Below are 26,022 nucleotides of genomic sequence, written 5' to 3'. Positions count from 1 at the left end.
TTAAAAGTTAAGGTTAATGTATATTGTGTAATTTCTCCCCGGCATTTGTCTGTTAGTCACTGGCTGATAATTTTCATTCCAGATATTTAGCATTTGAAATCCAAGTTTGTAACTGTTTTTTTTGCCAAAATCATAATCAACACCCAAATTGCCAATACTGTATGCTTTTACTTTTGTATTTGGGTTATTAAAAGGTGTGGTATAAGCATCTCCTGTATATAAATATTGAAAATAAGAAGATACCTTTTTCCAATTATAAGAAGCTGATCCTGTTAGTTTATGGTAAGGAACATATATTAATTGCTTGTAAATTGATTCTCCACGAATCACTTGTTTACTTTCTGAAATGGTATACGCATAAGTTCCATTGAGTGTGAAGTTGTGGTTTTCTATTTTTGTTTTCCATTCCAAGAGCACTTCTGCACCATACGCCCTAACTTTGTCTGTGTTTTCCGGAGACCAAACATCACCGCTGCCTTCTTTAGGAACCCAGCGTAACAAGTCCCGAATTGCATTGTAATATGCAGTTACAGAAAGAGTGAAATTTTTTGTAAAAAACTCATTGCCAATTTCACCTTGATAAGAAGTTTCAGGTTTCAAGTCAGGATTACCGCTTCCTTGCCAAAATAAGTCATTGTAAGTGGGCATTCTGAAATTCTTTGATGCGTTTAATTTTATACGATAAAAGTCTGTGAATTGATATCTTGTTCCAAAAGAAAAAAGAAAAGGGTTTCCGTAATTGTCGGTTACTTCTTGACGAATACTGGCGGTATAATCCCATCTGTCCGTTACTAAATGACGCAATAACAAACTGGCCGAACCGATTTCTCTTTTTACATTATTAATACTTGAACCATATCCTTTATTTCTAGTATAATCGATAATAGCATTTAATTTGATTTTATCATTTACATCAAAGGCTAAATCATATTTTAGAATAGAAGTCTCAACTTTTCCATAGGTAAAGAGTTCCGAATTAATGTTTCCAAAATACTTATAAGATTCTCCAATATGAGCAGCTCTTAACTTAGAAGTAAAACGATCAAAAACACTTTCCCATTCTAAAAGATTACGGGTGTTAAAATCATTGTATTTTGTTTTAGTATCACTTGGAGAAGTGAGTGAGAAATGACGTTCTGAATCGTAAAACTGACTGTATAATTTCAAGGTGTTTTTGGAGTCAATTTTATATCCAAATGAGGTATTCATACTGGTATTATAATAAGCACCATTTAGATTTTTTTGATCGATTGTTCCCGGATATTTAAAATCATTTTGAGAACTGTTTCTGGAAATACTGACTTGAAGACTGTACTTTTCTGATGCTATGGCAGCACGGTAATTTGCGCTGTAGGTGTCAAAACTTCCACCGCTAAAAAACAAATGATTAGAGAATTGTTTTTTGAAACTCAAATCATTATTAAGGTGAATACTTCCGCCGATAGCGCCACTTCCGTATAAAATACTTCCCCCTCCGGCTTTTACGGCTATGGAATTAAAATCACGTGTCCCGATCGTATTAAAGTCAGTTTGACCTAAAAATTGGGAATTAATATTGATTCCGTTCCAAATGACTGCGGTTTGTGCGCTGGTTGTCCCTCTAAAGGAAGGTCCGGAAGTCATTCCGAGTCCGTTTTCTTTAAAATAGATAACCGTATTGTAATTTAAAAGAGAGGTTAAGGATGATTGATTTCTGTTAATTACAGAATCATTCAAGGTTTGAACAGACTGTGTACCCGAGTATTTCTTAAGATTGGTGTCCGAAACAACCACTTCTTTCAATTTTGTTATAGAATCGTTCTGTGCCAAAAGGATCTGACACAATAAGAGCAAACAAAAAGACAACCGTTTTTTTAAAGTCATAATTTCTAAACTCTTGTTCCCGAGAGTTCGATATTAGTTACAAAGGCAGGTCTCCTGGCTCGCGTCTTGTTGTTTACCTTCCCATTCGCCAGAGCGAGCAGTGGTTTTGTAGTTAACAACAAGCATTCATTTCTGAACTAAGCTTACAGTTGCGGGTACAGCTCAAGTTTTTACTTGATTCCCTTTTTAATGTGCTAAATAAATCAGTAACACAACCTTAAATTTTTTGCAAAGATAAAGTTAAAATTATTGAATTTTCAAATTTGGTTTGTTTTTTATGTGAATTCCTAAAACAAATTTACAGCTGTAGGTTTATTTTGACGACTTGTCCAAAATCGACTTTATTCTGAAAAGCATCTTTCAGCGGGAGTGAAGTATGGTGGCAAAGCAGGCTTCTGATGACTCCTGCATGGGTAACAATAATTATCGGTTGGTCTGTTTTTTTTGAAATTTGCTCTGATAAAAAAGCACCGGTTCTGTCATGTAATTCAATAAAAGATTCTCCGTTTGTAGCGTGAACAGTCACAAAATCTTCCATCCACGGATTAAGTTGTTCGGGTAGAATGTCATTCCAGTTTTTCATTTCCCAATCTCCAAAATTCATTTCCATTAGTCTTTTGTCTTCCTGGTAAGAAATAGTTTTGATTTCGTTTTGAATGTGTTTTGCTAAAATTACACAGCGCTGTAAAGGACTTGAGAAAAGAATCGCTTTTTGTGGCAATTGTGAAAGGATATTTTTAAAAATAAGATCAAAAGGTTCTGCTAGAGTAACATCAGATTGTCCGTAGCAAATGCCTTTTTCGCAAACCGTTTCGGTATGACGTACTAAATAAATTTCCATAAAAAAAGAAGCGCTAAATAATAAACAACTTCGCACACCTGTTGTGTAGCTCCCAAGCAGTCGCCCGTATAACCGTCAATCCATTTCTGAAAGTAACGCGCTAAAAAATAACGGGTCAAAAAAACAGGAATTAAAACCAAAAGAATCTGGTACTTGAAATAGGACAGCGCAAGTAGAGGAACTAATCCAAAGAAAAAGGAACCTAAAATTTCTTTCCAGGTATTGCTTTTAGCAATGGGTTTGCTTTTACTTGAAGCATCATCACGCGAATACTCATGAGTGAAAATGATACTAATCGCTGCCAAACGACTCAAAGCATGAGCTGAAACAAATAATAAGAAAATTTGAAAAAGTGCTGTTGAATCCTGAATTTGAAAAAGTGCTATAGATTCTGAAAGCAGTTTGAACTTTAATAAAAAAAGCAAAACCAAACCAATGGCACCATAGGCACCAATAGCGCTGTCTTTCATAATGAGTAGTATTTTTTCCTTGGTCCAGCCTCCACCAAAACCATCACAAACATCTGCAAAGCCATCTTCATGAAAAGCTCCTGTAGTTAATATAGAAGCAATAAAAGCGAGTATCACAGCAGTTTCTACCGACAGAAAAAGAGAAAAAACATAAAATGCCAAAAAGGAAATACTTCCAACAATCCAGCCTATCAAAGGGAAATACCGTGTGGCTTTATTTAGATAATCCGGATTATGATCAATGTTTTTTGGACATGGAATCCGGGTGTAAAACAGGAGTGCTGTGAAGAATATATGGAGTTCTTTTTTCATTGGTAAGAGTATGTAGTTATTTGGCTAAAGCCAGTTTGATTGCTTTCATGAAACCAACATCTAAAGATGTTGGCAATTGAATCTGTACAAAGGCTTTCTTTTTTTGAAATTAATGTTTTTCTGAATTTTTAGTGGATTTCTATTTGGTGTGTTTTTTGTAAAATGATAGTAAAAGAAAAGGTTATTTGTGATTTGAAATGTTTTTATTGAATTGCCTCCAGATTTATCTGGAGGTTATCAAGTTTAAATTAAAAAGGTTTTTAGTCAAATTTTATGCATATAACTATTTGAGATTCTATTTGTCTTTACAGTGCTATAAATTTCATAGATTATGTTAGGGACTATTTTTTTATTGAATTGCCTCCAGATTTATCTGGAGGTTACCAAGTTTAAATTAAAAAGGGCTTTAGCCAAATTTTATGCGCATGACTCTTTGCAATTCATTTTGTCTTTGCGGTACTGTAAATTTTATAGATTTATGTTAGGGACTATTTTTTTATTGAATTACCTCCAGATTTATCTGGAGGTAACAAAGTTTAAATTAAAAAGGGCTTTAGCCAAATTTTATGCGCATAACTCTTTGCGATTCAATTTGTTTTTGCTGTATTATAAATTTATAGATTGTGTCAGAGCTGTTTTTTTATTGAATTACCTCCAGATAAATCTGGAGGATTATAAAATTTAAATTAGAAAAGACTTTAGCTAAATTTTATTTAGGATTTATTTTTTGAAACCCAAATTTTCTAATAATCTCATCATATTCTTCTTGAAATGTTTTATTCTTATGGTGTAATTCTTGATTTTTTATATAATGCCTTACCTTATCAACTATTGATTCAGAAACGGAGATAGCAAAATACTCATCTTGCCATTCAAACTTTTCTTTAGTTAACTTATTTTTATTAATCCAAAAAGAAGATTCGCCTTTTATTAAGTGCATAATTTTTTGAATACTTTGATCGGTACCTAATGAAATTAAACAATGACAATGATCTGAGTACCCATTTATGTGATCAATGTAAATTCCTTTTTCTTGGGCATTCACTTTGATGTGTTTCCATACTTTTTCTCGCAATTCGAAAGAACTTAAGTGAGGAACCCTGTTTTTTGTACTCCAAACAAAATGAATATAAATTTTAAGAAAAGGCATATACTACATATTAAAAGTTACTTCTTGTTAACCCCGGCATTTTCAAAAGTGGCCATTTCATTGAGAAAAGCTTCTGCAGATTTTAAAATTGGAAGAGCGATCGCACAGCCTGTTCCTTCTCCTAATCGTAAATCGAGATTTAAAATAGGTTTCGCTTCTAAATAATTTAACAATTTCTGATGGGCTTGTTCCGCTGAGACATGGCAAAAAACGGCATTTCTTTTAATATTCGGATTTATTTTCGAAGCTATTAAATACGCTACACTGCAAATAAAGCCATCTACCAAAATCAACATTTTACAATCATAAGCAGCTAGCATGCCACCCGCCATTTGTATAATTTCAAAACCTCCAAAATAGGCCAATTGCTGTTGCATTTCAGTTTGACCTGAATAATTTTCAATCGCTTTTTTCAGTATGTTTTGTTTTTGGGTCAGTTTTTCGTCTTCAACACCAGTTCCTCTTCCAACACATTCTTCGATCGGAAAACCCGTTAGAAGACTCATTAATACTGCTGCTGTAGAGGTGTTTCCAATTCCCATTTCACCAAAACCAATGCAATTAGAATCCGTTTCTGCGATAGTATTTACAATGGTTTTTCCTTTTTCAAAGCACAAGTGCAGCTCCGTTTCGCTCATAGCGCGAGCGTGTAAAAACGATTGTGTTCCTTTTGCAATTTTGGCATTTATTAATTTGGCATTTGTTGGGAAATCATAGTTCACACCCGCATCTACAATAGATAATGTAATGTCATTTTGTTTGCAGAAAACATTTATTGCTGCGCCCTCTTCGAGAAAATTAGCAACCATTTGGCGGGTAACATCCTGCGGATAGGCACTGACACCATGATTTGCAATTCCATGATCTGCTGCAAAAACAACGATATTTGGACTTTTTATTTTAGGATTTAAAGTTTCAAAAACATGTCCCATTTGCAAAGCCAAGGTTTCTAAAATGCCCAAAGCACCAATAGGTTTGGTTTTAGAGTCTATTTTTTCCTGTAAAAGTGTAGTGAAATCTGATTGGTCCTTAGATACTGATTGTGGATTTATTTGAAGATTCGAAACCACATTTTCAAGCACATTAGTAATTTCGGTCACATCAGGGACTTCCGATTTTTGTTTCCAGTTGAGTTGTTGCAACATCGGCTGGTTATCGTAATTGGTAGCCGGTTTTCCGATACAGAAATAACCAAGGGGTTCGATGTTCTCCGGTAAATCGAGTATTTTTTTAAATTGATAATAGTTTAGAATAGAAACCCATCCCATCCCATAACCTTGTTCGGTAAGCGAAAGCCAAATGTTTTGTGCAGCACAAACCGAACTAAATTTAACGGCTTCATTACTGCCAACCGTTCCAATAGTGAATTGATTTAAAACCGCTCGGTCATAAGCGATAATAAGTCCAATTGGAGCTTCTTCAATCGCTTCTAATTTCAGTGATTTATAATGCTCTTTTTGCTCCGGATTGTCAGTAAGAGCTTCGGCTTTTTTATTATACTCTAAAAATAAATTTTTGATGGCACTTTTAACCTCAGTCGATCTGATAATGTAGTATTTTGTAGCATCAGTCAAACCAACAGAAGGAGCCCAATGTCCTGCCTGTAAAGCTTTGTTGATTACTTCATCAGGTACTTCATCTGCGGTGAAATGTCGGGTGTCCCGACGTGATTTTAAAATATCGTCTAAATAACTCATAAGCTTGTAAAATTACAATATTAAAAATTCCAAATTCCAAAAAGCGAATAAATGCGTTGGAATTTGGAATTTGAGATTTGGAATTTACTACCTCTGTTCCTTTATTTTGACAGGAATTCCAGAGACCATCAAAACAACCTCATCTGCTTTTGAGGCTAAAAATTGATTCATCCAGCCTTGCAACTCGGTAAATTTCCTTCCGATATGAGTTTCTGCGTGAACGCCCATTCCAATTTCATTAGTAACAATGATCAAGGTCGCGTCTTTTTGATTGGCTATTTTTTCAAATTCAGCTTTGGCTTCTTCTAAAGATAAAGACACGTCATTTTTAGTATCAACGAAAAAATTGGTAAGCCATAGGGTGACACAATCGATGAGTGCTACGCTTCCGGTGAAATCAATTTCGCTTAAATGTTTTTCTTTTTCAATATTGGTCCAACGCTCGTCACGTTCCTGCTGATGACGGTCGATTCTATTCTGAAAATCGGCATCCCATTTTCTTGCCGTTGCGACATATATAGGCGTACTAGAAAGTTGCAAAGCCAAATTTTGAGCATAACTGCTTTTCCCGGATCGCTCGCCGCCTGTAATTAGATAGATCATTTTTTTGTGAGGTGTTATTTGTGAGATGTTGATTGTAAAATGTGTAATGTTATTTGTGAGATGTAAATGGAAAGAGATACTAAACCGTAATTTGCAATTCACTTTTTACAAAAAATATTTTACATTTAACAAATTACATTTCACAGTATTAATAAGGACAATGTCTGCATCCATTTCCGCAACAGTTGCCTCTTTTTAGGTGAAACCAGGCTTTAAAAACATATTTATTGTCTTCGAGATAATAATCAATTCCCTCAATTAACTGTTCTGATTTGGGTAAGGCTGCGGCTTTATTGTGAAGCGCTTTTTCCGGAGTTAAAGTTTCTACATAAGCTTCAATTTTATCTTCACAGGCTTCTTTAAAGCAAGCCGGACAAAGACAATCGCCACCTTCGGAGAGATTAAAAATAGGAGGGTAATTATTGCACCAACATTTGTTCTCAACAGAAATATCTCCGCAGCTAAAAGTAGATTCACAGCTTGAGCAAACTTTTGTTTTTGTGGTATTCATGTAGGTAAAGATAATATTTATTTAATTTTGTCAGATTAAAGAGGGGTAAAAAAAATAGAAATTGATTTACCTTTGCTGTTAATTGAAACCGGCATTATGAAATTGTAATGATTCAAAATGACCTATATTTATCACGAATTACAAATACTATACCTATATCTACTTATGAAACATTTAGTATCTAAATTTATTTTTGTTTTTTCTTTTTTTCTTCTGGTTGGATGTAAAAAGAATGAAAATACAGAAAGCGTAAAATCTGAAATTGCAAAAAACAGTATAGAATATGCTTCGGGGCTTTCTATTGTAAAACACGAAGGGTATTCGGTGGTAACGGTTTCAAATCCGTGGCCAAATGCCAATAAAAACTACACTTATATTTTAAAAGAAAAAACGGCGGAAGTTCCGGATAGTTTACAAACTTACCCGGTTATTAAAGTTCCTTTGGAGTCTGTTGTAGTGACCTCAACAACCAATATTCCGTTTCTGGAAATGCTCGAAGTAGAGAACAAACTGGTAGGTTTCCCACATACCGATTATGTTTCTTCTGAGAAAACAAGAGCCCTAATCGATAAAGGAGCTGTTAAAAACGTAGGACAAAACGAGAAATTGAATATCGAACAATTAATCGAATTGACACCGGATTTAATTGTAACGTTTGGTGTAGACAACAACAATCCAATGTTGGATAATTTGAAAAAAAGCGGACTAAATGTATTCATTCAGGCCGATTGGATGGAGCAGTCTCCACTTGGAAAAGCAGAATGGATCAAACTTTATGGCGCCCTGTTTGGTAAAGAAGAAAAAGCAAAAGAATTGTTTGATAAAATTGTTTTGAGTTACAATCAGGCTAAGAAATTAGTAGCGGGCAAAAAAGCCGCTTCTACCGTTTTATATGGTTCTATGTACGAAGACACCTGGTATGTAGCAAAAGGAAACAGTTGGGTAGCTGAATTTATGAAAGATGCACAAGCCAATTATTTATGGGCCGATCTTAAAGGAACCGGAAGCGAAGGTTTGTCTTTCGAAAAAGTACTGGTAAAAGCCAAAACGGCTAATTTTTGGATTGCTACGGGAGCTGTTAAAAACCTCGAAGAATTAGGGAAGAACAATCCGCATTATACAGAATTTGATGCTTTTAAAAATAAAAATGTTTATAATTTTGAAAGTAAGTTAGGGGCAACCGGAGGTACTATCTATTACGAATTATCACCAAGCCGACCTGATTTGGTTTTAAAAGATTATATCAAGATTTTTCATCCGGATTTACTTCCCGGTTATGAGTTTACTTTTGCTGCTAAATTGAACTAAATTGGCAGATAAAAAACGAAATACCATTTTATTTTTGATGCTGGGTGTAGGCTTGGTTTTTATGTTTCTGGCCAGCATTAGTCTGGGCTCCGTCACCATTCCGTTAAAAGAAGTGTATACGAGCCTGACGGGTGGACATGCGAGTAAATCGGCATGGGAATACATCATTATAAATTACAGATTACCAAAAGCGATTACGGCTGTTTTGGTAGGAACGGGTTTGTCAATTAGTGGTTTACTAATGCAGACTTTGTTTCGAAATCCGCTTGCGGGGCCTTATGTTTTAGGACTGAGTTCCGGTGCCAGTTTAGGAGTCGCCTTTGTGATTTTAGGAGCTGGATTTTTACCATCCTTTTTAAGTGCAATTGCGTTGTCTTCTTACGGAATTGTATTGGCTTCCACTTTAGGAAGTACTTTAGTTTTATTATTGGTTTTGGTGGTCTCACAGAAATTACGGGACACTATGGCGATCTTAATTGTGGGTCTTATGTTTGGAAGTTTTACCACTGCCATTGTAAGTGTTTTAACGTATTTTAGTACCGCAGAACAGCTTCAGAAATTTACTTTTTGGTCTATGGGAAGTTTAGGAAACCTTTCCTGGTCTACCATTGGTATTTTTTCGATTTGCGTGAGTATTGGGCTGCTTTTAAGCGCAAGTAGTATAAAACCTTTAAATGCCTTGCTTCTAGGAGAGAATTATGCCAAAAGTGTGGGCTTGAATTTCAAGAAAGCCCGATTGATTATCATATTCGCAACAAGTATTTTGGCAGGAAGTATTACCGCTTTTGCTGGTCCGATTGCCTTTATTGGTTTGGCAGTACCCCATATAGCAAAACTTACTTTTCAGACTAGTAATCATACTATTTTGTTTTGGAGTACTTTGTTTTTTGGTGCCACAATTATGTTGTTTTGTGATATCGTTTCAGAAATGCCGGGATTTGAAGTCACGCTCCCAATAAACGCAATTACATCTATTATCGGTGCGCCGGTAGTAATCTGGCTTTTGGTAAGAAAGAAAAGTTTTTCATAAGTTAATTCTTTCAAAAATAATCAGTAAATTGGTTTTTTAAACACATAGAAACATAGTTTTTATTTCAATTTATTAATTAATGATTACTCAGAAATATTTGAATGAGTTGACTTACGAGGTGATTGGAGCTTCGATAGAAGTGCATAAAGCAATTGGGAATGGATTGCTTGAAAAGGTTTATCATCAATGTCTGAAAGAAGAGCTTTTACAAAGAAAATTAAATTTTTTCACAGAGATGAAAGTGCCATTGCAATATAAAAATAAAGAACTAAGCACAGATCTGAGATGTGATTTGTATGTTGAAAATTGTTTGGTAGTAGAATTAAAAACAGTTTCTGAAATAAACGCAATGCATAAGGCCCAGCTGCTGACTTATATGAAACTTTTAAAAGCTCCAAAAGGAATTATAATTAATTTTAATTGTTTCAATATTTTTAAAGATGGCCAGAAAACATTTGTGAACGAATATTTTAGATTATTGCCTGAAAAGTGACTCATAAAACTATGTGATAATTTACGAGTAAATTCTACAAGGGATTTAAAAAATAAGTTTAGTAAGTCTATGTTTCTATGTGTTAAAAATAAAATTACCCTGTAATGAAAAGTATCTTATCAACTATAAATCTAAGTATAGGTTATCGAAATAAAAACGCGAAGGTCACAATCGCTGAGAACCTGAATTTAAATTTGGTTTCAGGAAAACTCATTTCGCTAATAGGGGCAAACGGAATTGGGAAATCGACTTTATTGCGCACCATTACAGGAATTCAAAGGCCATTATCCGGAAAAGTTTTACTTAGTGACAAAGACATCACTACATTTAAACCTTTAGAATTAGCACAAAATCTAAGCGTTGTTTTAACCGAAAAACTACCTCCAAGCAATTTGTCGGTTTTTGAACTAGTAGCCTTGGGACGCCAACCCTATACCAATTGGATAGGAACCCTGACGCCCGAAGATGTAACAAAAGTAAACGAGGCTTTAGAGCTTACCCAAATCACACACTTGTCCCGAAAAAAACATTTCGAAATAAGTGACGGACAATTGCAAAAAGTATTAATTGCAAGAGCACTAGCGCAAGATACGCCGCTAATTATTTTAGATGAACCCACAACACATCTTGATTTATTGCACAAAGTTTCCCTCTTTAAATTGCTAAAAAAGCTAACTCAGGAAACGCAAAAATGCATTTTATTTTCAACGCACGATATCGATTTGGCGATTCAGTTAAGCGATGAAATGATCATCATGACACCCGATTTATTTGTGCAGGACGAACCTTGTAATTTGATTTCAAAAGGAAGTTTTGCGACCTTATTCAAAGACGAACATATTGTTTTTGATGCTGAAAAAGGGAAGTTTGTAATTACTTAGAAGTATAATTATTCTCAGGAGCTAATCCTTCTGTTCCTTCCAATCTTTTGCTTTTTAAAGAAAAAAGCAAAAGGATTTTCCCTCCCATAAGGGCTAGGGCACTTGTATCCAAAAGAACTTCACCAGTCCTGCAAGGTTTTCAAAACCTTGTGCTTTACGCAGAAAAAAACACAACAACCAAAATAATTCGTGTCAATTAGTGAAATTCGTGTCAAATATTTTCCTTGATAAATCAATACTTCTGTCAAATATTGGATGTGATTTCTCCTTCGTCGAAAGGACAAGTTTTTCGCAGAAAAACATACAACAAACAAAATAATTCGTGTCAATTGGTGAAATTCGTGTTCAATTTTTTCCTTGATAAATCAATATTTCTGTAGAATATTGGATGTGATTTCTCCTTCGTCGAAAGGACAAGCTTTGCGCAGAAAAAAACACAACAACCAAAATAATTCGTGTCAATTAGTGAAATTCGTGTCCAATGTTTTCCTTGAGGAATCAATACTTCTATAGAATATTGGATGTGATTTCTCCTTCGTCGAAAGGACAAGTCTTAAGCAGAAAAAAACACAACAACCAAAATAATTCGTGTCAATTAGTGAAATTCGTGTTCAATATTTTACTTGATAAATCAGTACTTCTTCTTCACGTCAAATGATGAAAAAAGTGTCAGGTCGCTATTTGTGTTCCTGTGAGATCATGATATATGGAGTGCATTTACGTTTCAAAGGAGATACCTACAAGGTTTTGGAAACCTTGCAGGAAGAAAGCGCGAGAAGATTAAATTTTTAAACCAATCTGTCTTTTTGCCTCGCCAACCACAAAGGCAACAGAATTAGCAATATTAAAACTTCGAATCAATTTGGACATCGGAATTGTCAAATGATTTTCAAAACGATCCAGGACTTCTTTGCTTAAACCAACGCTTTCTTTACCAAAAACCAACCAGTCTCCGTCTTGAAAATCGATTTCCAGATAGGATTTCTCAGCATGAGAACTCATCAAAAAAACACGGGATTGATCCGGAATTTGTTGGATCCATTCTTCCACATCCGCATATTCGGTAACTTCAAGATGTACCCAGTAATCCAAACCCGAACGCTTCAGGTTTTTGTCATTAATTACAAACCCAAATGGATGCACCAAATGCAAGCGACTTTCGGTACCCACACACAATCGTCCTATATTTCCGGTATTATTTGGTATTTCAGGTTCTACAAGAACAATATTCAGCATTGATTTTTTTGTTAAAAGTTATAAGTTAGATGTAAAAGTTTAAAGGTTTCTAGTAATTATCTAATTGTCACATTATCTAATTGACACATTATCAAATCGGCACATTATCAAATTACCACATTATCTAATTTAAAATCAGAAACCTCCAGTACCTCTCCGGCTTTTAGGTTTTGCAAATATACATTTCCTACCCGAACGCGAACCAATCTTAAAGTTGGAAAACCAACCGCGGCCGTCATTTTTCGGACCTGACGAAATTTGCCTTCATTTACCGTAATCGAAGCCCATGTAGTTGGTCCGTGGCGCTCATCTCTGATTTTTTTGGCTCTCAGTCCAAAATCAGGAATTTCGGTAACGATAAAAGCTTTGCAGGGTTTGGTAATGTATTTGCCACCGTCGAAACCAATTTCCACACCTTTTTGCAATTGCTCAATAGCTTCGGGAGTAATAACACCATCAACTTGTACATAGTATTCTTTGTCTACTTTTTTGCTTCTTATTTGCTCGCTTACTTTTCCGTCCGTGGTTAGTAAAAGTAAACCTTCAGAATCTTCATCTAATCGGCCGATGGCCATTGTACCTGCAGGGAAATCGTGTAATTCTCCCAAAAGTTTTTTCTTTCTTTTTAACTCATAGATAAACTGGCTTAGATAGCCATAAGGTTTAAAAAGAATAAAGTGTCGATGCATGTTGTTTTTTGTGGCAAAGATAGCTTTGTTTTAGGAGTACTAAAAGAAGAATTACTTTCTCTTCGTTAAAAAGTAGTTCAACTCAGATTTGATTATTTTTCTGTCACGATCCAATAAGTATATTTTTTCGGGATTTGCGCTATAATATCCGTAGTAAATTTGCTTCTCTAAGGGCTGATCCCAATTCAGAACATAAATGGTACCGTCAGGATCATTGTCCAATCCTCTTTCGATATTAAAATTTCCCTTTTCGCTAAATTCCTTTTCAGGTTCTTTTCCCTGATATACCGTAATCAATTCAAATCTATTGTTTTGAGCTACGCCATAATCGGCATCTATTTTTAAAGTAGTTTTAATTCCACTGCAATCCGCGCAAGGCAATACTCCTTCAAACACGGATGTTTTGTTGAAGCGTTCATTCGTTTTGGTTACAGTTTTTTCGTTTTCAGGCGCCGTAGTTTGTTCTTCTTTTTTAGAATTACAAGCAAGTACTAAAGAAGCAACTGTTGCAATACATATTAACTTTTTCATAGCGTTCAATTTTTTTAAAGATGGTGATAAAAACGAAATTAATGTACAAAAAATATACCATAAACCAAAGAGGAGATTATGGAGATGTTTATTTCATATTCGGATAATTAGTACGAAGGATACTGTATGATTACGATTAGAATAAAAACAGTATTTAGAGGTGTATTCGTACATTAAATTGACGTTTTTTTGTTTTTTTGGACTCTTTTTTTACTTCATCTGTAAAGAAAAAATACTATTTTCGTGTGGTATTGCTTGTTAAAAACAATGTTGTAAGTAAATTTTTCTAAAAATATATAATGTTATTAAAGCTTGTTTTTATTGATGATAATTAACTTTTTTGTTGAATAAATTAGTTAATAGTAGTGAATATTTATAAAATAGGAAGCGTTAAATTTAAGATTTTACAATATTCTCTTAACTTTAAAGACTATAAATTTGGTTTCTAAAAACTCTATTATTTAAACATATGAAAAACATTTACACGATGCGCCACTTGGTGGCTTTTTTAAGTTTTTTTTGTTGCTGTTCGGCAAGCCTCGTTGCACAGGTTACGATGCCGGGCGCACAACCCTTGCCGTATACACAGAATTTTGACGGTTTAGCAGCTAATGGCACTGCATATCCAGCAGGATTGCAGGGTTGGAGTGCGGCCACGGCACCCGGAAGTGCTTATGTTACAGCAGCTACTTTAGTTGCAGATAAGGCGTTGACGGCCGGAAGCACAAATAGCAGCACAGCAGCGACTACAAGCGGTAACATTCATAATTATAATGGTAAAATAGGTTTTCTTAATACCGGATCAGTTGATCTTACAATTGCCTTGGCTTTCTCGAGCACCGGACAAACGGGTGTTCAGGTGCAGTATGACGTGATGACCATTCGTAATCCATATGGGCTAGTGTCGGGTACAACAACATCGGAGCGAATAAATGAGATGGTTTTGCAGTACCGTGTGGGTACAACCGCTGCTTTTACAACTTTGTTGGAAACCGCTTATACAAATAATACAACGCAACAGACAGGAGCGGTTACTGATCCTCAAAATACAAGAACGATAAAAATAACACTGCCTGCGGAATGTGATAATCAAAGTATTGTTCAGATCAGATGGATTTCTAAGCAAAATTCCGGAGGAGGTTCTCGTCCTTCTTTTGCAATTGATAATATCGACGTGAGAAGTGATATTACAGCTCCGGTAAATGTTGCAGGTTATCCAAAAGCGGATAATGTTTTATCACAAAGCTTTGATTTTTCATCTAAATTAGATGAAAAAGGAAAAACTTATTATGTTTTACTAAATGGCGGAAGTGCTGAACCAACCGTAGCGCAACTTAAGTCCGGTCTTGATGCAAATGGAACGGCAGCTTTACAATCCGGTTTTTTGGATATTGTTGATGCCTCACAGGTATATGTGAAAAATTTTGATGGTTTAGCTCTTAACACAGCCTATATTGTTTACTCGATTTCTGAAGATCCATACCATAATATTCAGGCTTCAGTTCATAAATTAGAGGTTACAACTTCAAGTGTTGCAATTCCTTCTTTAGTAACGACAAGTACTTCGCTTGATTTAGGATTCTCTGAAGCGGGTTATGAATCAGAAATAGCAAGTTATCAGATTCAAGGTAGTAATCTTACTCATAATGTTATAGTGACTGCTTCAGGTAATTTTACGATCTCTAAGGACAATACTGTTTTTCAATCAGCAGTAACCTACAATGTGTCTGACTTTGATTCAAACGCAACGCCAACCGTTTATGTTAAGTTTGCTCCAAATGCTACCGGTACTTTTTCGGGAGAAATAAAGCATGAGTCAACCGGAGCAACGACCAAAACAGTCGCTCTTGCAGGAACAGGAATCAATCCGTATGTGCAAGGTTTTAATGACGTAAATGTTTTAACAAATAGTGGCTGGACACAATACAATGTGGCCGGAACTAAAAATAAGTGGGGATCAACAACCGTCGCTCGAAATGTAAATTCCGGAACCGGTGCTGTTCTTATGAATGGGTATTCTGATAATGGTCCAAGCGAAGATTGGTTGATTTCACCAAAATTACACTTAGATAATTTCAATCAATTTCCTTTATTGTCTTTCTACTCCCGTAAATTTTATGCCGGAACAGGTTTAAAATTGATGGTTTCAGTAAATTATGACGGTAAAAGCAGTCCTGAAACGGCTACTTGGACAGAGTTAAATGGTAATTTTCCAACAGCAACGGGAACTTACGCGCAATCCTTATACATCAATTTAGGAGCGTATAAAACCAGTCATACCTATTTGGCGTGGGTTTATGAAACCACAGCCGGAGGAACTAATAATGCGGCAGAATGGTCATTTGATGATTTTGCGGTTACAAATGAGGTGGGATATGTGGCTTCAAATCCAAATTTAAATTTTGGAGATGTTAGTCCCAATACTATATCGGCAAGTCAGTCTTTTGACTTCAAAGCTGATGGATATGGTGATATCACCCTTACAGCGCCTACAGATTATCAATTGTCTTTAGATAATGTTTTATTTCAATCCAGTATAGTGGTTAGTAATGCTGATGCGGCGGCTGGTAAAACACTTTATGCAAGATTTGTACCTTCTGTAAAAGCATTAGCTATTTCCGGACCTTTAACGGTGACTGGAGCAGGATTAAACAAACAAATCGGAGCATTGACAGGTTCTTCTTTGCCTAAAGCAGAAACTTTTGATATCGTGACTTACAATTTAGAGTTTTTTGGAAGTGATGTAAAAGGGACTGACGGAGCGGAGTTTGGTCCAATTGACGATGCATTACAAATCGACAATGTAGCCAAAGTAATGAATAAGTTAAATGCTGATGTTTACGTAGTGCAAGAAGTTTCAGATGATCCTTCTATAGATGCTTTGATTCAAAAAATAAGTATTAACGGAAAGACATTTGATAAAACAATTTCGACATCATGGTCGTATTCGTTTAATGTACCGGATCCAAATTTTCCTCCTCAAAAATTGGTGGTACTTTATAATACCCAAACAACTACTGTGAAAAGTACGCGTGTAATGTTTAAGGATTTGTACGATAATGTACGTTCGGGAGCCGTGACTTTACCTAACTATCCTGGTGGTAACGGAGCTAGTTTTTTCTCTTCAGGTCGTTTGCCTTACATGGTTAAAATTGAAACTAATATTGGTGGAATCCAAAAAGAAATTAACCTGATCGATCTTCATGCTCGCGCCAATAGTGGAACTGACATCTCAAGATACAATATGCGTAAATATGATGTTGAATTACTAAAAGACAGTTTAGATGTGCACTACCCAAATTCAAACTTTATGATATTGGGCGATTTTAATGATGATGTAAAAATATCGGTTGTGGGTACAAACACCCCTTCTTCTTACCAGAAAATGGTGGAAGATACGGATCGTTACAATGCTTTAACTTTAGGAATTAGTCAGGCTGGAGCCTATAGCTTTTTAAGTTCAGGTGGATTCTTAGATCATATTATTATTTCTAATGAATTGACAGATCAGTATATTCCAAATTCTATTGCGGTGTACGATCCGCGTACAGACATTACAAATTATGTAAATACAACTTCAGACCATGGACCGGTAATTGCCCGTTTTGAATTGAAAAAGGATAATTTATCGACGGTTGATTTCCAAACTAAAAACGGATATTTTGTGCAAGCCTACCCTAATCCTGCATCAGATGTTGTAAATATTGCCGTGAAAACAAATGATGATAAAAATTTGAAGTTAAGACTTTATGATATGTCGGGGCGTTTGGTTGCAAGCCCGGTTGAAATAAAAGGGACTCCTGAAAAAAGTGATTCCGTAATTCAGATTAGCAATCTTAAAACAGGAATCTATATGTATACTTTAACAGAAAACAATAAGGTTATATATAGTAGCAAGATTATTAAAAAGTAAGTAGAGATACAACGGTAAATGAAACAGGCAGCTGAATAAGCTGCCTGTTTTTTTTTGCCACAGATTAAAGGATTAATAATTTGTGATGCAAAAAAAATAGACACGAATTGCACAAATTACACTAATTAATTCGTGTCAATTGGTGAAATTCGTGTCAAAATGATGTGCTCCTGGCTAAGAGAAATCTTTCTACTTTTCGATGAATAAACGTTTAGTGCGATCTAAATCGACAGTTTCATGAGCAGGTATTTTGATAAAGTAATTCAATTGCCACTGTTGCGTTATAATTTGTGACGCAAAAAAACAGACACGAATTGCACAAATTACACAAATTAATTCGTGTCAATTAGTGAAATTCGTGTCAAAATTATGCGTTCCTCTAAGGAGAAATCTTTCTAGTTTTCGTTGAATAAACGTTTAAACCGATCTAAATCGACAGTTTCATGAGGAGGTATTTTGATAAAGTAATTCAATTGCCACTGTTGCGTTATAATTTGTGACGCACAAAAAAACAGACACGAATTGCACAAATTACACAAATTAATTCGTGTCAATTAGTGAAATTCGTGTCAAAATTATGCGCTCCTCTAAGGAGAAATCTTTCTAGTTTTCGTTGAATAAACGTTTAAACCGATCTAAATCGACAGCTTCATGAAGAGGTATTTCGATAAAGTAATTCAATTGCCACTGTTGCGTTTTTTGGGCTTGTTTGTTGGTGGTTTCATCCCAAGGCGGATAAACTCTTGTGGCTCTTTTTCCTTCTTTGGTATTAGTCGAAAAAATTCCGCGTTCTAATAAGACAGATTTAGGAAATATAAATTGCCCTAATAAATCCTCTTTTCGGACACTGATAATCACATAATCAATCGCGTCTGTAGCATCAAAAGAAGCAATGATTTTCGACGGATTGCGTTTCCATAAAGTTACAAACTGACCCGTTTTTGTGGGCGTTATTTTGGCTTCCCGATAACAAATGAGTTTGGTGTTTAATTGCAATCGATACGCACTGTATTCCATGCTTTCAGATTCAGGCTCCGGTTGTGTAGCTTCAAAATTAAGGAGATCATAAACCCGTTTTTTGGCGATCAGTAGATCGTTCGGAATGGAGTTCGAAGTATTCCAATTGTTTTTAATGTTCATTATGAAGGAGTTGCTTTTGTTGTCTTTTTTTTGAAAATTACAACAAAAACGGCTTTAAAACGAAACATTCAATCCAAAGTTTAACCCCCATTGGAACTGATTAAAAGACTGGTTGTTTAAGGGGTTTATGTAGTAATTCATTGCCGGTTCAACAAAAACATTTGTTTTTTTGTAAATACGGTATTGTAAAGTACTACTTAATACAGAGCCATAAACAAAGTCATTGGCATCAAGATTTTTTCCAATAGTAGTACCATCCAAAGCTACATTGTTTGAAATTAGCTTACCAACAAAACCTCCCGTATTTAAATTGACAGTAGTTCTGTTTTTACTAAAAACGGCGTAGGAAACTTCCAATGGCATTTCGATATATTTAAGAGTCTGATTTAAAGTACCGCTTTGAATGCTCTCACTGCTTACTACCTCTTTAGTACTGTTTGAAACAAATACATAATCGTTAGTTGCTGCAATCTGAGGAGTAGGCGACTCTTGAACATAAAAATCAGCAATGCCTAAAGCCATATTTTTTTGTCCTCTCACATCCATATACGAAATATTGGCAATACTCTGACCCAATTCATTGATCTTGAATCCCGATCCAACAGCCCATTTATTATTGATTTTGTATTTTGTCTTTACTCCGTATGTACTACTTTGTTTAGAATCATTGTTATATCCTAAAGTTTTGTCATTTTTATAGTTTTCAGAATTAGCAATACCGGCAAAAACTTCAACAGCCCATTTTTCTGCGGCAGAAAGAGGTTTTGTTTCCTTTTCAATTTTAGATTCAGGAGTGATTATACCTTTTTCTAAATTCTGAAGTACGGCCAACTGAACAGAATCCTCTTTACTCAATACATTATTGAATTTGGAGTTGTTTTTTTGATGTTCAACAACTGCTTTTTCAGTATAAATCGTTCCGTTTCTAAACTCTTTTTCGTTTTTACTACCTTTATTCTGTTGCAGGTTTAAAATTGAATTGGAGGAATTGTAAGCAAAACTGTTCGTGTTTTTTGAATGCAATTTCTCTTTAAAAAGTGAATTCGAAACCTGATTTTTTGAAGTAGCATTAAACGGGTTCTGTTTACCGGCACTAAAGGTCTTTTCGGCCAAAATCTGATTCGCTTTTCTTGTTTCAGGATCTGCCGTTTGATTTTTTGAAACTGAAGCAAACGCATTTTCTCTCTCCGGACTATAGTTTTTCTGCGCTATAGTTTGATTTTGCGCTCTTTTTTCAGTGTTAAACAATTGATTTGTCGAAGCAGAATTGAATGCATTTTGTTTTTCCGAAACAAATGATTTTTGAGCTACAGCCTGATTGCTGTTTTTCTTTTCCGTGTTTAATTCCGGAGAAGGTAGATTTGGATTTGTGTTGTTTTTAGAAGCAGCTTGGGCTAAAGCTGTTTCTTCTTTTTGTTGTGAGGTAGCTAATTGATTGTCGGTAGCTCCTGAAACCGGATTTTTACTGTTGATCGTTTTTTGATTGATGATGGTTGGTTTATCAGAGACTGTTTTGTCCTGAGTAGATGTCGCGTTGTTTTTATTTACAACAACACTGTTATTTTCTGTAGTAGTCGTTCCGGCATTTTTGATTCCGGAATCTGAATTAAGATGAAGAACAGAAGGAATTGCAAGGCCTAATAATAAGCATGCAGCAGCCGACCACCAAAGAATAACTCTCTTTTTCTTTTTAGGTTTGTTTAATTTTTCCTCAATTTGACCCCATAATTCGGGTGGCGGAACACTTGAAAAGTTTTCCATTGATGAAAAAATAGTCTCTATTTTCTGCTTCTTCATGCTATTTTAAAATTTTTTATGCTCAAAATTCTCTTTTGCAATATTCCCTTAGCTCTGTTTAAATTTGATTTTGATGTTCCTTCTGAGATTTTCAATAACTCGGCTATTTCTTTGTGTTTCATTTTTTCAAAAACATATAAGTTAAAAACGGTCCGGTATTGATCCGGTAAATCCCGAATGTATTCTAATAGTTTTTCCTGTTGTATCGGAATAATGTCCAATTCTTCTTCGTCTACAAAATCGGTATCCGGATCGAAAACATCTAAAAAGAAATTCTCCTTTTTCTTCTTATTTAAAGTTTCAATAAGTTTATTGATAAAAATACGTTTCAGCCAGCCTTCAAAACTTCCTTCAAATTTGTATTGACTTATCTTTTGAAAAACAATGATAAAAGCTTCCTGAAAAACATCTTTAGCATCGTCTTCGTTTTTCATATACTTTAGGCAAATTCCATATAAAACAGGAGAAAACAGCTGATAAATTTTCAGTTGTCCTTCTCTGTTGTTTTGCATGCATTGCTTAATATATATTTCTAAATCGTCTTTCAAAAAGTGGTTGAATTAATTTTGGTAAAATTAGTTTTTTTTAACTCGCAAAGTCGTCTTTAGCAAATCATTTGGTCGGTATTCAGGTTGTCTCTAGTTGTTTATGGGTAGTGCTTTTTTGAAACTCGTTTCCGGTTAGCAATATAGGAGATGGTGTTTCTCCTATATTTTCTTCCCGGTCCTATAATTAGTAATTAAGTAAGCATTTGAATTTTTGTTCTAATTTTTAAGAATAAGTATTCGTCAAAAAGCAAGATTTGACTACTGTTTTAGAGCTGTTATTTTGTCCTGAATGGTCTTCTTGAAAGCCTTTATAGCAGCACTTTGATCTTCGGTGTCATTATTATCGATATAAATTTTAGTAACAGTTGTACCTTGACGCAGTTCAAAATAAGTTCCGCCTTTTGTTGAGGTATCCGGTGTACCATAGGTTTTGGTTTGTCCTCTTATGGCTAAAATTTCAGCAGGGATATTTTTTGTAAACAGACTATATTCTCCTCTTTTAGAGGTTGCAAGATATTTGTATTGGCCAAATTCATAGCTTCCCGCTACTACGTTTAGGAATTTTAAAACATTAAACTCATTCAATTGGTAGAACTTCTGGCAATCATCTCCGGTACATGGTTTGGCATAACTTCCAATTATTACATTGTCTGTAGTTTCATTGGTAACCTTATTAAAGAAGATTTTTTTTGATGTTCGGGGAATCAAAATGTAATCAGAAGGATAGGTTACGGTTGGCGCTGTAGATTCTCCGGTTTGAGGTGCTTTTTCATATAAATTGATGATAATCTCACAGTTGTTCTCTACAATTGAAGCTACTTTTATGCTATAACCGGTTGTAGGTTTCTGACCTGCAAAAAGACCTACTAAGTAATTTTTTGTAAAATCGATTGTAGGATCACTTGGATTTGGACAGCTGTTTGGATGCTTGGTGAAAAAAGAAAGTAATTTTTCTTCTGTAGTAACCACTAATGCACCAGACTTTTCAGGTTCAATTTTTACACTGTAATTGCATAAAAGTGGGATTCCGGTAAAAGTGGTGTTTACATTTGATCCACAGCTGGTATCAATATCGTCATTACCCAATGAACAGGCACTAATTCCGAAAACTACAAATAAGCCTAGTATTAATTTTTTCATAATGTGTTTGTAATAAATTATATTTAATAGATGTAGCTTTTTTAAAAAGGTTGCGTGATAAAAACTTTTTTTTCTTTACTTCATAAGGAAGCACTACAGATTATTGCATACTTTTACTTAAAAATAATTTTAGTTATGTTTGATTTTTTTCCGCTTTTATTGGTTTTTCCGCTTGCTTTGTTCTTAGGGATATACTTGGGAAAATTATTGTTTTCGGCCAGAGCCCAATCAGAAAAAGTGAGTTTGAATGAAAGATTAAATGCAGCAGTAAATCAGTTGCAAGCACAAAAAGAACAGTTTGAAAAAGAGCGAAACCATCTTGAAAAACAGTTTTATTTAAACAATTCCGAAAAAGAAAATATCAGAACCGAAAAAGACAGTCTGGCCATTCAGCTTTCAAAAAAAGAAGTGGATTTTGAGAATTTATGGGAACGTCATAAAGAACAAAAAAACGAGATAACGGAATTACAGGAAAAATTTACCAAAGAGTTCGAGAATCTGGCCAACAAAATTCTCGAAGAAAAGTCCGCTAAATTTACAGAGCAAAATAGCGAGAACATGAAAAATATTCTGTTGCCTTTACAGGATAAAATTCAGGTTTTTGAAAAAAAGGTCGAGCAGACTCACAAAGAAAGTATTGATTATCATGCCGCTTTACGCCAGCAAATTATAGGGTTAAGCGAGTTGAATGCGCAAATGAGCAAAGAAACCTTAAACTTGACCAAAGCATTGAAAGGCGATAGTAAAATGCAGGGAAATTGGGGAGAGTTAGTCTTAGAGCGTGTTTTAGAAAAGTCAGGATTGGAAAAAGGACGTGAATATGAGGTACAGCAAAGTTTTACAACTGCCGAAGGAGCAAGAGTGTATCCCGATGTTGTAATTAATTTGCCCGATGGAAAGAAAATGATTGTGGATTCTAAAGTTTCATTAGTTGCTTACGAAAGATGGATCAACGAAGAATCGGAAATTTTAAAAATCGAATTTCTTAAGGAGCATATCAATTCAATTAGAAGACATGTTGATCAGCTTGGAGGTAAAAATTACCATGAGTTGTATCAGATCGAGAGCCCCGATTTTGTATTGCTTTTTATTCCGATAGAGCCCGCTTTCGCGATTGCTTTAAACGAAGATCCAACCCTGTACAATAAAGCATTCGACAGGAATATTGTAATCGTAACGCCAAGTACCTTGTTGGCTACTTTACGTACTATTGACAGTATGTGGACGAACCAGAAGCAACAGGAAAATGCATTCGAAATTGCCAGACAAGCCGGTGCATTATACGATAAATTTGAAGGATTTGTTTCTGATTTGGTGAGAATCGGCAACAAAATCAAGGATACTAAAACCGAGTACGACAGCGCGATGAATAAATTGGTTGACGGAAAAGGAAATTTAATTACCAGTGTTGAGAAATTAAAGAAAATGGGAGCGAAGGCCAAGAAAGCGCTTCCGGAGAATATTATTGCAAGAGCATCAAATTCAGAAGAAAACCAATCTTTAAATTAAAGTCATATGAAGAGAATTTTAATTATTATTGCTGTAAGTTGCCTATTGATTCTAGCAAGCTATTTTGCTTTTGTATATTATGTTCCTTATAGCAACGGGTATCGTTCAGGAGAATTAATCAGGATGAGCCATAAAGGGGTGATCATGAAAACCTGGGAAGGAGAAATCAGTCAGGGTGTTTCCGGTTCGCAGATTTTTAGATTCTCCGTTTTAGACAGTGACCAAAAAGTAATTGATGATTTGAACAAACTGGAGGGACAGTATGTAAAATTAACCTATGTTGAACGCTATAAAACCTTTAGTTGGTGGGGTGATACACATTTTTTCGTTACCGCTGTTAAAAAAGAAAATTCCCCATTTAAATTTAAATAAAATACAATGATACCAGATTTTAAGCCCGTTTCTTCCTCTAAAATAAGCATTTCAGAGCTCATGTTGCCGTCTCACACTAACTTTAGCGGAAAAATTCACGGAGGCTATATTTTAGGATTACTCGATCAGATCGCTTTTGCCAGTGCGTCCAAATTCTCAGGGAATTATTGTGTTACCGCTTCGGTAGACACGGTGAATTTTTTGAAACCAATTGAAGTTGGCGAATTGGTAACCATGAAAGCCTGTGTAAATTATGTAGGCCGAAGTTCTATGATTGTAGGGATTCGTGTAGAGGCCGAAAATATTCAGACCGGAGTAATAAAACATTGTAATTCGTCTTATTTTACAATGGTTGCCAAAGATAAAGAAGGCAAAAGTGTCAAGGTTCCGGGACTTATTTTGTCCAGTTTGGATGAAGTGCGTCGTTTTAGACAAGCGATCAAACAGATTGAATCAAAAAGAGAGGTAGAAGAACACGCTAAGGTTACCAATGTAAGTTCTATTGAAGATTTAGCCAGCTTAGAGCAATACAATGTCTTGCTGGAAATTGGATAGGATTTTGTGAAATGTAAAGTGTGAAATGTAAAATGTAAAATGATTTTACATTAATTTAAATTTAAGAGAAATGATAAAATTTGGTTATACGATTTTGTATGTGGAAAATGTTGAAACTTCGATTGTGTTTTATGAAAATGCATTCGGGTTTTCAAGGAAATTTATAACTCCGGAGAAGGATTATGGGGAGTTAAGTACCGGAGAAACGACCATTTCATTTGCTTCCAAAAAACTGGCAGCTCAAAATTTAAAAGACGGTTTTATTGAAAGTACTTTAGAAGAAAAACCTTTTGCAATCGAATTAGGCTTCCTGACAGATGATGTGGCCGGAACAGTTCAAAAAGCAACTTCTTTTGGGGCAGTACTGGTAAAAGAGCCCGTACAAAAACCTTGGGGACAAATCGTGGCTTACGTAAGAGATTTAGAAGGCTTTCTAATTGAGATTTGTACCGAAGTACAAGGGTAAATTTACTAGTGTTATCTTTTTGATAACGTTTAAAGAATAAGGAGTATTAATTAATTCAAGTTGTTAGTTAATTATTCTTTTTGAATTGGTTACTATTTGAGTAACCTCCTGCTTTAGCTCAATGTAATTAAATTACGCTATTTTTTCACGCAGATTCTGCAGATTTTGCGGATTTTTTTTATTTCATTTGGATAAAATCTGCGTGAGACTTTTTTTGACAATCCTAATAACTTGTTTCATTTTAGAGACAAGAGAACTAGTAACTTGAATTAATTATAATAATTTTTCCCCATTGATGGAGTATATACAAAAGAACCCCTATTTTATTTTTCTGGCTTTAATCGTAATTTTTTTAGCAATCGGTTTTTTAAATGCTGAAGAAACTTTAGATATTAATATTCACGATACTTATTTTGTTATTTCTTATTTGTACTTCGCGGTGTTGTTGTCTGTTATTTATACCTTCCTGGCAATCCTTTACTTTGCTTTGATAAAATTAAATTTTCCCCTTATAAAATGGCTGATTAGTACACATGTTATTGTTTCTGTAGGTGGTTTACTTTTGATTTGGATCTTTTCTCAACTCAAACGTGAAGTGGCACCCGGAGATATTGAATCTTATATAGCAGATATGACTTTTAACGATAAAATGTTGTTGGGAATCTTCATAACTGTCGGTACTATGATTGCCACACAGGTCATTTTTGTTGTCAATGTGATTCAAGCATTAATTAAAGGCAGATCATAATTTCAAAAGCCATCTCACATCTCACAATTTTACACTTCACAATAGTAAAACATTTCACAAATATTTAGCAGTAAATCAAGAACTAAATAGCAGATAATTTCGTAATTTTAAGTATAAGGTTGCAGCTACCAGATTTTCACGGAGTATTGCCATTTGATTTTTTTCAGACTTACTTAAGTTCAGTTTTTTTTCTCCTCTTAAATTAAAAAGAATCGAATG

The 26,022-nt window shown here is 34.9% G+C and carries 24 protein-coding genes and 1 riboswitch; of the genes, 10 read left to right on the top strand and 14 right to left on the bottom strand.

The features are described from left to right. The 7 genes from AB674_RS03420 to AB674_RS03385 form a co-directional block, all read right to left on the bottom strand. Nucleotides 1-1,863: a TonB-dependent receptor plug domain-containing protein gene (locus AB674_RS03420; protein ID WP_047773895.1), complete on the bottom strand. Its 1,863-nt coding sequence runs from the start codon at nt 1,861-1,863 to the stop codon at nt 1-3. A 26-nt stretch (nt 1,864-1,889) separates the two neighbouring features. Continuing rightward, nucleotides 1,890-2,098: riboswitch (cobalamin riboswitch) on the bottom strand. A gap of 63 nt (nt 2,099-2,161) precedes the next feature. Next, nucleotides 2,162-2,704: an alpha-ribazole phosphatase gene (cobC, locus tag AB674_RS03415; protein WP_047773893.1), complete on the bottom strand. Its 543-nt coding sequence runs from the start codon at nt 2,702-2,704 to the stop codon at nt 2,162-2,164. Next, nucleotides 2,689-3,486, bottom strand: coding sequence for an adenosylcobinamide-GDP ribazoletransferase (locus AB674_RS03410; RefSeq protein ID WP_047773892.1), 798 nt, complete (start codon nt 3,484-3,486; stop codon nt 2,689-2,691). The genes cobC and AB674_RS03410 overlap by 16 nt, the downstream gene beginning before the upstream one ends. 709 nt (nt 3,487-4,195) lie before the next feature. Then, complete coding sequence (gene tnpA / locus AB674_RS03400) at nt 4,196-4,636, bottom strand: IS200/IS605 family transposase (RefSeq protein WP_047773890.1); 441 nt, start codon at nt 4,634-4,636, stop codon at nt 4,196-4,198. 17 nt (nt 4,637-4,653) lie between these two features. Beyond that, nucleotides 4,654-6,333, bottom strand: coding sequence for a nicotinate-nucleotide--dimethylbenzimidazole phosphoribosyltransferase (gene cobT, locus AB674_RS22085; RefSeq protein ID WP_082210584.1), 1,680 nt, complete (start codon nt 6,331-6,333; stop codon nt 4,654-4,656). Nucleotides 6,334-6,420: 87 nt separating this feature from the next. Further along, on the bottom strand, nt 6,421-6,936 hold the full coding sequence (gene cobU, locus AB674_RS03390) for a bifunctional adenosylcobinamide kinase/adenosylcobinamide-phosphate guanylyltransferase (protein WP_047773889.1): 516 nt from the start codon (nt 6,934-6,936) through the stop codon (nt 6,421-6,423). Between the two features lie 148 nt (nt 6,937-7,084). Further along, nucleotides 7,085-7,447: a DUF5522 domain-containing protein gene (locus AB674_RS03385; RefSeq protein WP_047773888.1), complete on the bottom strand. Its 363-nt coding sequence runs from the start codon at nt 7,445-7,447 to the stop codon at nt 7,085-7,087. A gap of 165 nt (nt 7,448-7,612) precedes the next feature. Here AB674_RS03385 and AB674_RS03380 point away from each other — a divergent pair, with 165 nt between their 5' ends. The 4 genes from AB674_RS03380 to AB674_RS03365 all read left to right on the top strand — a co-directional run bounded on the left by AB674_RS03380 (nt 7,613) and on the right by AB674_RS03365 (nt 11,159). Then, a complete protein-coding gene (locus AB674_RS03380) occupies nt 7,613-8,755 on the top strand; it encodes an ABC transporter substrate-binding protein (RefSeq protein WP_047773887.1) in 1,143 nt (380 codons plus the stop codon). A 1-nt stretch (nt 8,756) separates the two neighbouring features. Beyond that, a complete protein-coding gene (locus tag AB674_RS03375) occupies nt 8,757-9,785 on the top strand; it encodes an iron ABC transporter permease (RefSeq protein ID WP_117610257.1) in 1,029 nt (342 codons plus the stop codon). Nucleotides 9,786-9,864: 79 nt separating this feature from the next. Next, on the top strand, nt 9,865-10,278 hold the full coding sequence (locus AB674_RS03370; protein WP_047773886.1) for a GxxExxY protein: 414 nt from the start codon (nt 9,865-9,867) through the stop codon (nt 10,276-10,278). A gap of 104 nt (nt 10,279-10,382) precedes the next feature. Further along, nucleotides 10,383-11,159, top strand: coding sequence for an ABC transporter ATP-binding protein (locus tag AB674_RS03365; RefSeq protein WP_047773885.1), 777 nt, complete (start codon nt 10,383-10,385; stop codon nt 11,157-11,159). Between the two features lie 780 nt (nt 11,160-11,939). Here the strand turns inward: AB674_RS03365 and AB674_RS03360 are convergent. From AB674_RS03360 to AB674_RS03350, 3 genes are all read right to left on the bottom strand, one after another. Next, nucleotides 11,940-12,395: a tRNA (cytidine(34)-2'-O)-methyltransferase gene (locus AB674_RS03360; RefSeq protein WP_047773884.1), complete on the bottom strand. Its 456-nt coding sequence runs from the start codon at nt 12,393-12,395 to the stop codon at nt 11,940-11,942. A gap of 107 nt (nt 12,396-12,502) precedes the next feature. Beyond that, a complete protein-coding gene (locus AB674_RS03355; protein WP_047773883.1) occupies nt 12,503-13,084 on the bottom strand; it encodes a pseudouridine synthase in 582 nt (193 codons plus the stop codon). A 51-nt stretch (nt 13,085-13,135) separates the two neighbouring features. Further along, a complete protein-coding gene (locus AB674_RS03350; RefSeq protein ID WP_047773882.1) occupies nt 13,136-13,615 on the bottom strand; it encodes a copper resistance protein NlpE in 480 nt (159 codons plus the stop codon). Nucleotides 13,616-14,084: 469 nt separating this feature from the next. Here AB674_RS03350 and AB674_RS03345 point away from each other — a divergent pair, with 469 nt between their 5' ends. Continuing rightward, nucleotides 14,085-17,528, top strand: coding sequence for a T9SS-dependent choice-of-anchor J family protein (locus AB674_RS03345; protein ID WP_047773881.1), 3,444 nt, complete (start codon nt 14,085-14,087; stop codon nt 17,526-17,528). 603 nt (nt 17,529-18,131) lie between these two features. On the opposite strand, the gene AB674_RS03340 is transcribed toward AB674_RS03345, so the two are convergent. The 4 genes from AB674_RS03340 to AB674_RS03325 all read right to left on the bottom strand — a co-directional run bounded on the left by AB674_RS03340 (nt 18,132) and on the right by AB674_RS03325 (nt 22,153). Continuing rightward, entirely contained in the window at nt 18,132-18,668 is a 537-nt protein-coding gene (locus AB674_RS03340; protein WP_047773880.1) for a MepB family protein, read from the bottom strand. A gap of 54 nt (nt 18,669-18,722) precedes the next feature. Next, a complete protein-coding gene (locus AB674_RS03335) occupies nt 18,723-20,465 on the bottom strand; it encodes an outer membrane beta-barrel protein (RefSeq protein ID WP_047773879.1) in 1,743 nt (580 codons plus the stop codon). Beyond that, nucleotides 20,462-21,013, bottom strand: a complete 552-nt coding sequence (locus tag AB674_RS03330; protein ID WP_047773877.1) for an RNA polymerase sigma factor — start codon at nt 21,011-21,013, stop codon at nt 20,462-20,464. The genes AB674_RS03335 and AB674_RS03330 overlap by 4 nt, the downstream gene beginning before the upstream one ends. A gap of 258 nt (nt 21,014-21,271) precedes the next feature. Beyond that, on the bottom strand, nt 21,272-22,153 hold the full coding sequence (locus AB674_RS03325) for a protease complex subunit PrcB family protein (RefSeq protein ID WP_047773875.1): 882 nt from the start codon (nt 22,151-22,153) through the stop codon (nt 21,272-21,274). A 135-nt stretch (nt 22,154-22,288) separates the two neighbouring features. Here AB674_RS03325 and rmuC point away from each other — a divergent pair, with 135 nt between their 5' ends. From rmuC to AB674_RS03300, 5 genes are all read left to right on the top strand, one after another. Next, complete coding sequence (gene rmuC, locus AB674_RS03320) at nt 22,289-23,662, top strand: DNA recombination protein RmuC (protein WP_047773871.1); 1,374 nt, start codon at nt 22,289-22,291, stop codon at nt 23,660-23,662. 6 nt (nt 23,663-23,668) lie between these two features. Continuing rightward, entirely contained in the window at nt 23,669-24,034 is a 366-nt protein-coding gene (locus tag AB674_RS03315; RefSeq protein ID WP_047773869.1) for a hypothetical protein, read from the top strand. 6 nt (nt 24,035-24,040) lie between these two features. Beyond that, the gene (locus tag AB674_RS03310) at nt 24,041-24,589 is read left to right on the top strand and encodes an acyl-CoA thioesterase (protein WP_047773868.1); all 549 of its coding nucleotides are present in this window, start codon (nt 24,041-24,043) and stop codon (nt 24,587-24,589) included. A gap of 70 nt (nt 24,590-24,659) precedes the next feature. Next, nucleotides 24,660-25,055 (top strand): VOC family protein, encoded by a 396-nt coding sequence (locus tag AB674_RS03305; RefSeq protein ID WP_047773866.1) that lies wholly within the window; start codon nt 24,660-24,662, stop codon nt 25,053-25,055. Nucleotides 25,056-25,350: 295 nt separating this feature from the next. Next, complete coding sequence (locus tag AB674_RS03300; protein WP_047773865.1) at nt 25,351-25,803, top strand: hypothetical protein; 453 nt, start codon at nt 25,351-25,353, stop codon at nt 25,801-25,803. Nucleotides 25,804-26,022: the final 219 nt, after the last annotated feature.

It is taken from the genome of Flavobacterium sp. ABG, from assembly GCF_001027725.1.
GTDB lineage: Bacteria > Bacteroidota > Bacteroidia > Flavobacteriales > Flavobacteriaceae > Flavobacterium > Flavobacterium cupriresistens.
This window is presented reverse-complemented; position numbering and strand designations above follow the sequence as displayed.

Coding starts and splice junctions, on each gene's coding strand:
- AB674_RS03355 (WP_047773883.1), bottom strand. CDS start 13,084: ATGCATCGACACTTTATTCTTTTTAAACCTTATGGCTATCTAAGCCAG.
- AB674_RS03385 (WP_047773888.1), bottom strand. CDS start 7,447: ATGAATACCACAAAAACAAAAGTTTGCTCAAGCTGTGAATCTACTTTT.
- AB674_RS03380 (WP_047773887.1), top strand. CDS start 7,613: ATGAAACATTTAGTATCTAAATTTATTTTTGTTTTTTCTTTTTTTCTT.
- cobU (WP_047773889.1), bottom strand. CDS start 6,936: ATGATCTATCTAATTACAGGCGGCGAGCGATCCGGGAAAAGCAGTTAT.
- AB674_RS03360 (WP_047773884.1), bottom strand. CDS start 12,395: ATGCTGAATATTGTTCTTGTAGAACCTGAAATACCAAATAATACCGGA.
- AB674_RS03420 (WP_047773895.1), bottom strand. CDS start 1,863: ATGACTTTAAAAAAACGGTTGTCTTTTTGTTTGCTCTTATTGTGTCAG.
- AB674_RS03345 (WP_047773881.1), top strand. CDS start 14,085: ATGAAAAACATTTACACGATGCGCCACTTGGTGGCTTTTTTAAGTTTT.
- tnpA (WP_047773890.1), bottom strand. CDS start 4,636: ATGCCTTTTCTTAAAATTTATATTCATTTTGTTTGGAGTACAAAAAAC.
- cobT (WP_082210584.1), bottom strand. CDS start 6,333: ATGAGTTATTTAGACGATATTTTAAAATCACGTCGGGACACCCGACAT.
- AB674_RS03370 (WP_047773886.1), top strand. CDS start 9,865: ATGATTACTCAGAAATATTTGAATGAGTTGACTTACGAGGTGATTGGA.
- AB674_RS03315 (WP_047773869.1), top strand. CDS start 23,669: ATGAAGAGAATTTTAATTATTATTGCTGTAAGTTGCCTATTGATTCTA.
- AB674_RS03300 (WP_047773865.1), top strand. CDS start 25,351: ATGGAGTATATACAAAAGAACCCCTATTTTATTTTTCTGGCTTTAATC.
- AB674_RS03335 (WP_047773879.1), bottom strand. CDS start 20,465: ATGAAGAAGCAGAAAATAGAGACTATTTTTTCATCAATGGAAAACTTT.
- AB674_RS03340 (WP_047773880.1), bottom strand. CDS start 18,668: ATGAACATTAAAAACAATTGGAATACTTCGAACTCCATTCCGAACGAT.
- rmuC (WP_047773871.1), top strand. CDS start 22,289: ATGTTTGATTTTTTTCCGCTTTTATTGGTTTTTCCGCTTGCTTTGTTC.
- AB674_RS03305 (WP_047773866.1), top strand. CDS start 24,660: ATGATAAAATTTGGTTATACGATTTTGTATGTGGAAAATGTTGAAACT.
- AB674_RS03365 (WP_047773885.1), top strand. CDS start 10,383: ATGAAAAGTATCTTATCAACTATAAATCTAAGTATAGGTTATCGAAAT.
- AB674_RS03310 (WP_047773868.1), top strand. CDS start 24,041: ATGATACCAGATTTTAAGCCCGTTTCTTCCTCTAAAATAAGCATTTCA.
- AB674_RS03325 (WP_047773875.1), bottom strand. CDS start 22,153: ATGAAAAAATTAATACTAGGCTTATTTGTAGTTTTCGGAATTAGTGCC.
- AB674_RS03410 (WP_047773892.1), bottom strand. CDS start 3,486: ATGAAAAAAGAACTCCATATATTCTTCACAGCACTCCTGTTTTACACC.
- AB674_RS03350 (WP_047773882.1), bottom strand. CDS start 13,615: ATGAAAAAGTTAATATGTATTGCAACAGTTGCTTCTTTAGTACTTGCT.
- cobC (WP_047773893.1), bottom strand. CDS start 2,704: ATGGAAATTTATTTAGTACGTCATACCGAAACGGTTTGCGAAAAAGGC.